At 64.2% G+C, this 6,632-nt stretch carries 6 protein-coding genes, 1 pseudogene and 1 riboswitch; of the genes and pseudogenes, 4 read left to right on the top strand and 3 right to left on the bottom strand.

The genetic code is table 11. From position 1 onward, the window contains the following. The coding region (locus H928_RS0118165; protein ID WP_021027780.1) for an ABC transporter permease at nt 1–348 on the top strand (348 nt) is incomplete at its 5' end. A 12-nt stretch (nt 349–360) separates the two neighbouring features. Then, on the top strand, nt 361–1,749 hold the full coding sequence (locus tag H928_RS0118160; protein WP_021027779.1) for a PepSY domain-containing protein: 1,389 nt from the start codon (nt 361–363) through the stop codon (nt 1,747–1,749). A 72-nt stretch (nt 1,750–1,821) separates the two neighbouring features. Here H928_RS0118160 and H928_RS28690 read toward each other — a convergent pair whose 3' ends face one another. After that, the gene (locus H928_RS28690; RefSeq protein ID WP_021027778.1) at nt 1,822–3,036 is read right to left on the bottom strand and encodes a sugar transporter; all 1,215 of its coding nucleotides are present in this window, start codon (nt 3,034–3,036) and stop codon (nt 1,822–1,824) included. A 115-nt stretch (nt 3,037–3,151) separates the two neighbouring features. Next, the gene (locus tag H928_RS0118150) at nt 3,152–3,673 is read right to left on the bottom strand and encodes a 6,7-dimethyl-8-ribityllumazine synthase (RefSeq protein ID WP_021027777.1); all 522 of its coding nucleotides are present in this window, start codon (nt 3,671–3,673) and stop codon (nt 3,152–3,154) included. Between the two features lie 90 nt (nt 3,674–3,763). Next, a riboswitch (FMN riboswitch) is annotated at nt 3,764–3,921 on the bottom strand. Nucleotides 3,922–4,132: 211 nt separating this feature from the next. Between H928_RS0118150 and H928_RS0118145 the strand changes: the two genes are divergently transcribed. Beyond that, the gene (locus H928_RS0118145; RefSeq protein WP_021027776.1) at nt 4,133–4,666 is read left to right on the top strand and encodes a methylated-DNA--[protein]-cysteine S-methyltransferase; all 534 of its coding nucleotides are present in this window, start codon (nt 4,133–4,135) and stop codon (nt 4,664–4,666) included. Between the two features lie 50 nt (nt 4,667–4,716). On the opposite strand, the gene H928_RS0118140 is transcribed toward H928_RS0118145, so the two are convergent. Next, nucleotides 4,717–5,847, bottom strand: a complete 1,131-nt coding sequence (locus tag H928_RS0118140) for a branched-chain amino acid ABC transporter substrate-binding protein (protein WP_021027775.1) — start codon at nt 5,845–5,847, stop codon at nt 4,717–4,719. A 542-nt stretch (nt 5,848–6,389) separates the two neighbouring features. On the opposite strand from H928_RS0118140, the pseudogene H928_RS32510 reads away from it, so the two are divergent. Beyond that, nucleotides 6,390–6,632: pseudogene (locus H928_RS32510) on the top strand (hypothetical protein); the annotation flags it as partial.

The raw sequence follows: 6,632 nt of genomic DNA, 5'->3' as shown, positions 1-6,632 counted from the left end.
ACGGCCGGCGTGCTGGGCCGGCTCTATGCCGAGGCCTTGCAGAACACACCTGCAGCCCCCGCCCGGGCGCTGCGCCTGGCCGGCAGCAGCCGCCTGCTGGCCTTTTGCTACGGCACGCTGCCAGCGGCCGCGCCGCAGCTGCTGGCCTACACCCTGTACCGCTGGGAGATGAACATCCGCATGGCGGCCATCCTTGGCTTTGTCGGCGCTGGCGGCCTGGGCCAGCTGCTGTATTTCGAACTCTCGCTGTTCCACTACGCGCAGGCCAGCACTGTCATCATCGCCATGCTGCTTTTGAGCATGGCGGTGGACTGGAGCAGTGCTGCGCTGCGCCGCGCAATGCGCTAACCACGATCCTGGATGCCTCCCTCCTCCCGCAAAACCTGGCAGCTGCTGATCCGCAGACTGCATCTGTATATCGGCCTGCTGGTCGCGCCCTTCATCGTGGTCGCTGCTGCTACCGGCCTGCTGTATGCGCTGACGCCCCAGCTGGAAAACCAGCTTTACCGCAGCGCACTGCAGGCCGCGCCAGCACCTGGCGCCCAGGCGCAGCCGCTGTCCGCCCAGTTGCAAGCCGCCTTACAGTCCTTGCCCGCACCCGCTGCCGTGGTCGCTGTGCGGCCAGCGCCCGATGCGCGTAGCAGCACCCGCGTGATGGTGGCCGATGCGGCGCTGGGCCCCTCCGAGTACCGCAGCCTCTTTGTCAATCCCTATACCCTGGCGCTGCAAGGCGACCTGACGGTCTATGGCACCAGCGGCGTGCTGCCGCTGCGCAAGCAGCTCGATCTGCTGCACCGCCAGTTGCTGATGGGCGAATGGGGCCGCACCTACAGCGAGTTGGCGGCATCCTGGCTGTGGGTGGCTGCGCTGGGCGGTGTAGCACTGTGGTGGCTGTCGCGCCCGCAGCGGGCCGGCGCCCAGGTGGCCCATCCTCGCCTCCGCCGCTGGCACCATGGCTTGGGCCTGTGGCTGCTGGTGGGCCTGCTGTTTCTGTCGGCCACGGGCCTGACCTGGTCGCGCTGGGCCGGTGGCCATTTTGGCCAGGCGCTGCAGCAGATGGGCTGGCAAACGCCGCGCCTGAACACCAGCCTGGGCACAGACGCCAGCAGCGCACATGCCCACCACCACCCAGCCGACCCGCATGCGGACCATGCCGAGCACCAGGCCGCCCCGATGGCTATGGCCGGTATGGGCGCGATGCCCCAGGACTTTGACACCGCCCTGACACTGGCCCGCCAGCACGGCCTGGCATCAGCCAAGCTGGAGATCCGGCCGCCGGCCGCCGCCGGCAAGGCCTGGACGGTGACCGAGATCAACCGATCCTGGCCGACCGAGGTCGATGCGCTGGCCATAGACTTGGTGCAGGGCCAGGTGCTGGACCACAAGCGCTTTAGCGACTACCCGCTGGCCTCCAAGCTGACACGCTGGGGCATTGACCTGCACATGGGCAGCTGGGGTGTGCTGAACCAGGCGGTGCTGGTGCTGCTGGGCGCCGGCATTGTCGCAATGGCAGTGACCGGCTGGCTGCAATGGCGCAAGCGTCCGGGCCGCAGCCGCGAGTGGCTGCATGGCCAGCTGACCTTGGTCCACCAATGGCGCCAGTTGCCGCGTACGGCAGCGCTGGCCCTGTTGCTGGCTGCCACGGCCTTGGGCTGGCTGCTGCCGGTGCTGGGCTGCAGCCTGTTGCTGCTGCTGGCGCTCGATGCCTGGATCTACCTGCGCCGATCGCCCCCAGCCGTGCAACGCTAGGCAAAAAAATGCCCGGCACAGAGGCGGTGCCAGGCAGGTGAAGGCGCTGGCTTGCTGGCGCTGGCTTGCCGCTCAGTGCGGCACGATGCGCGCCTCGGCGCCTGCGGGGGCAAAGCTGCTGCGCCACTTCCAGCCGGCATAGGCACACCACAGCACCCCCAGCACGGCAATGCTGCCGCCGACCGGGCCCAGGTAGTGCAGGCCGGCATGCATACCCACCTGGCTGCCCAGCAAGGCGCCCGCGCCAATGCCAATATTGAAAATGCCCGAGAACAGCGACATGCCAACATCGGTGGCATCCGAGGCCAGGCGCAGCACCTTGGCCTGCAGCGGCAGCACCATGCACAGCATGACGACACCCCAGACGGCGCAGACCAGGTAGAGCGCAGGCGGCCAGCGCGTGCTGGGCAGCAAGAGCCACAGGCAGGCCGTCAGCACGGCCATCGCAGAGAGCAAAAAGCCGCGCGGCCAGCGCATGCCAAAGCTGCTGAACAAGATGCTGCCGACAATGCCCATGCCGCCGTACAGTAGCAGCACCCAGGTGGTGACCTGGTTGTTGAGTCCCGCCTCGCGTTGGATCAGTGGCTCGATATAGCTGTAGACGGTGAACTGGGCCGTCACCATCAGGATCAGCAAGGCATAGGTGGCCGACAGCGCCGGGCGCTTGAACAGCACCGGAATGCTGCGCAGCGAACCGGCATTCTCGCTGGGCAGCAGGGGCAGCATGCGCCACAGCACCAGCATGACGGCCAGCGCCAGCACGCCGATGATGCCAAAGGTGGTGCGCCAGCCCAGCGCCTCGCCCACCATGCGGCCCAGAGGCACGCCCAGCACCATCGCCAAGGTGGTGCCGGTGGCCAACAGGCCCAGTGCCTGCGGGCGCTTGTCCTGCGGCGCAATGCGCACCGCCAGCGATGCGGTGATCGACCAGAACACCGCATGCGCCAGCGCAATGCCCATGCGGCTGATCAGCAAGGTGGCGTAGTTCCAGGCCACGGCCGACAGGCCATGGCTCAGGATGAAGAGCGCAAACACGCCCATCAGCAGCTTGCGGCGCTCGATGTTCTTGGTCATCAGCATGCAGGGCAACGAGGTGAGCGCGACGATCCAAGCATAGATGGTCAGCATCAGACCCACCTGCTCGGTGCCCATGCCAAAGCTGCCACCAATGTCGCTGAGCAGGCCCACCGGCACAAACTCGGTGGTGTTGAAAACAAAGGCGCCCATGGCCAGGGCGATCACGCCGAGCCAGGCCTGGCGGCGGGTCAAAGATGCGGAATCGGTCATTGCAATAAAAAAAGCCGCAACTCCAAAACGGAGAGCGGCTCGCCAGTGTGCCAAAAAACAGTTAGCTGCCCATGATGGCCAGGGAAAACCCTTTAGTTCACGCTGTTGGAGGCGGTCAGGCCGCCAGGGTTTGCGGTTGCAGCTGCTGCAATTGCTGCTCTTCGAGCTTGCGGTGCAGCTGCACGGTGGTGGCGCAGGCGCGGGCCAGCTCGGCGCCCTTCTTCACGAAATGCTGGTGGAAGAACTCATGGTGCTCTTGCGAGTCATGGAAGTCGCGTGGCGTCAGCACGGCCGAGAACACCGGCACGCCGGTGTCCAGCTGGACACGCATCAGGCCATCGATCACGGCGGTGGTCACAAACTCATGGCGGTAGATGCCGCCATTGACCACCAGACCGCAGGCCATCAGACCGGCGTATTGGCCGCTTTGGGCCAGGCGCTTGAGCAGCAGCGGGATCTCGAAGGCGCCGGGCACATCGTAGAGGTCGATCTGGTCGGCGCGCCAGCCTTGCTGGGCCAGCTCGGCGAGGGCGGCATCGCGCGCCTGGTGCACGATGTCCGAATGCCATTGCGCGCTGACAATCGCCAGGCGTGCGGCCTTGTTGATGGAGTAAGAAATACTGGAATGCTGATTCATGGTTTTGCTGTCCTTCAATGACCTGAATCAGGGCGCGCGCAAGCCCATGGCAGCACTGCGCGCACCGGCGCAGGGCAGCTATAAGCTGTGCGCGATTCTCTTTCATCCGGACTGTGACCGTCGGCTCTGGCATCGCACCAGATCTGCTGACCTTGCGCGGCCGTGGGCCTTGCAAGCGCTCGCGGGCTCCTGGCTCCTCAAAGCCAGATACCGCCGGTGGGGAATTGCACCCCGCCCTGAGAATAACGCTGAGCCGCTGCCGGCAAGGCCCTGAAGGGACCCAGCCTGCTGCAGCTCGCCGGCCGATTGTAGAGGGGCGGCGATACAAACACCGTCACCCAGGTTTTTGATGCGCAGGTAACTTGTTATGCGTCTAGTTTTACCGCTTTAGCCTGCCCGCCTTCACTAAGGCGCCAGCGCTCTACACTGCGATATCAACGCACCCCAGTCCATCCCACCATGGCCCCGCTGAACTTCGTGCTCTCCCACATCCCCAGCCCGCAAGGCCCCATCTTGCTGCTCTGCGACGAGCAGCAGCGCCTGCGGGCGCTGGACTGGCAGGGCTATGAGGCGCGCATGGCCCTGCTGATGCGCCGCCAGTACCCGCGCAACGATGTGAAGATGCACAGCAGCGCGGTCCGGCCAGCGCCGGTGGCAGATGCCCTGGCCGCGTATTTTGATGGCGAGCTGCAGGCGCCAGATAGCCTGGAACTGGCCCTGGGCGGTACCGATTTTCAGCGCCAGGTCTGGACGGCCTTGCGCGCCATCCCGGCGGGCAGCACGCGCAGCTATGCCAGCCTGGCCGCGCAGATCGGGCGGCCGGCCGCAGTGCGGGCACTGGGCATGGCCAATGGTGCCAACCCCATCAGCATCGTGCTGCCCTGCCACCGGGTCATCGGCAGTGATGCCTCGCTCACCGGCTACGCAGGCGGCCTGGCGCGCAAGCAGTGGCTGCTGGCGCATGAAGCGAGGCACAGCAAAAAGCCCGCCTAGGCGGGCTTGGGGGCTAGGGATTGGCACCCTTGCAGGTGCCCAGCGGCAGCTTACTCGCCAATAGGCGTCTTCTTGCCGTCGATGTAGTGGCTCAGCGTGTACAGAGGCACCTTGAGCTCGCCGTTTTCCTGGAAGGCAATCTTCGCGGTCACGCCGTTGTACTCGGACTTGCGCAGCTCGGGCAGGTACTTCTTGGGATCGGTGGAATCGGCACGCTTCATCGCGTCGACGATCAGCATGGTCGCGTCATAGAAGTAAGGGCTGTAGACCTGGAACACGCCAGGGTTCTTGGCGTCGTAGCGCTTCTTCCATTCGGTGCCGCCAGGCATCTTGGCCAGCGATGCACCGCCGTCGGCGCAGACCACATTGCCCAAGGTCTTGGTGCCGGTGGCCAGCTTGGCCAGCTCGGCCGTGCAGATGCCGTCGCCGCCGAAGAACTTCACATTGGTCATGCCCAGCTGCACCATCTGCCGCAGCATGGGGCCGGCTTGCGCATCCATGCCGCCGTAGAAGATCGCATCGGGCTTCTTGGCCTTGATGGAGGTCAGGATGGCCATGAAGTCGGTGGCCTTGTCGTTGGTGAACTCGGAGGCCACGATGTTCACGCCCTTGGCGCCCGCGTCCTTCTTGAACACATTGGCCAGACCTTGGCCGTAGGCAGTGCGGTCGTCGATCACGGCCACGTTCTTGAGCTTCAGGGTATCGGCCGCATAGCCCGCCAGTGCAGCGCCCAGCGCGTTGTCGTTGGCGATGATGCGGAAGACACCTGGGTAGCCTGGGCGGGTCAGCTCAGGGTTGGTGGCCGCGCCGGTGATGAAGGGCACACCGCAGTCGTTGAAGATCTTGGACGAGGGAATGGCCACGCCCGAGTTCAGGATACCGGCGACCGCAGCCACCTTGTCATCGCAGAGCTTTTGCGCAGCGGCCGTGCCTTGCTTGGGGTCCGCCGCATCGTCTTCGGCCACCACTTCGAACTTGATCTTCTTGCCACCGATGGTCACACCCTGGGTGTTGAGGTCTTCCACCGCAAAGCGCACGCCCGTGACGTTGTCCTTGCCATAGTGCGCCTGAGGACCGGACAGCGGGCTCATCGTACCGATCTTCACCACCTCTTGCGCGCTTGCAGCCACGGCCATACCGGCCACCACCATGGCCACTGCAGCCTTGATACTTTTATCCATTGCGTCGTACTCCATCAAAAGCGTCTGTTAAGCGCCACCGGTACCGGCATGTGCCGCCCCGCCCACTTGTAATGGGGGAAGCACATCCGGTACATCATCGAACTCGATAGCGTGAGTGAGATTTTTTATCTAGCTCGGCCTACGACGGTATTAGGACAAGTCCTGTAAAAATAGCGACACAGTGGGTTTGAAATCGCATATAAGCGCCAGCATGCAACGCATTCCTGCAATTGCTGCATTGCATCAAATGAAGCGCCGATACCCGCCATGGACCGAATTTTTCGGTACCGACACCGATAAAGAGAGGCCTGGCCTGCCACCGACTGTCTTTTGCATGCCACGCCACCGGCTCTGTAAAGATTGGAAAAACAAAGCATGACTGTGATGCCGCCGTCAACCCCCAAGGCCGCAAAAACGTCTTTACATACATGGGCCCATGTCTGCGGTTTTGAGGGTGTAACGGTTAGCATTGGGAATCGCGATTGCTGGACCTGTGGCACCAAAGCCCGTCCAAGCCACCACACAACCAGAAAGGCTCGAATATGAACCATCGTCACTTGCTCAGCATTGCTGCCATCGCGCTCGGCGCGCTGGCCACCACGGGCTGCGTTGCCACCGGCAGCGACGGCTACTACAGCGATGCAGGCTATGGCAGCTATGGCGGCAGTTACGGCTATGGTTACCAGCAGCCCTCGCAAACCATTTATGTGCAGGACCGCTACAACGACGACCGCTACTACCGCGAGCGTGAACGTGACCGCGACCGCGCGGCCCGCGAACGTGAA

The sequence above is a fragment of the Comamonas sp. B-9 genome, assembly GCF_000410635.1.
Taxonomy (GTDB): Bacteria; Pseudomonadota; Gammaproteobacteria; order Burkholderiales; family Burkholderiaceae_C; genus Comamonas.
This window is presented reverse-complemented; position numbering and strand designations above follow the sequence as displayed.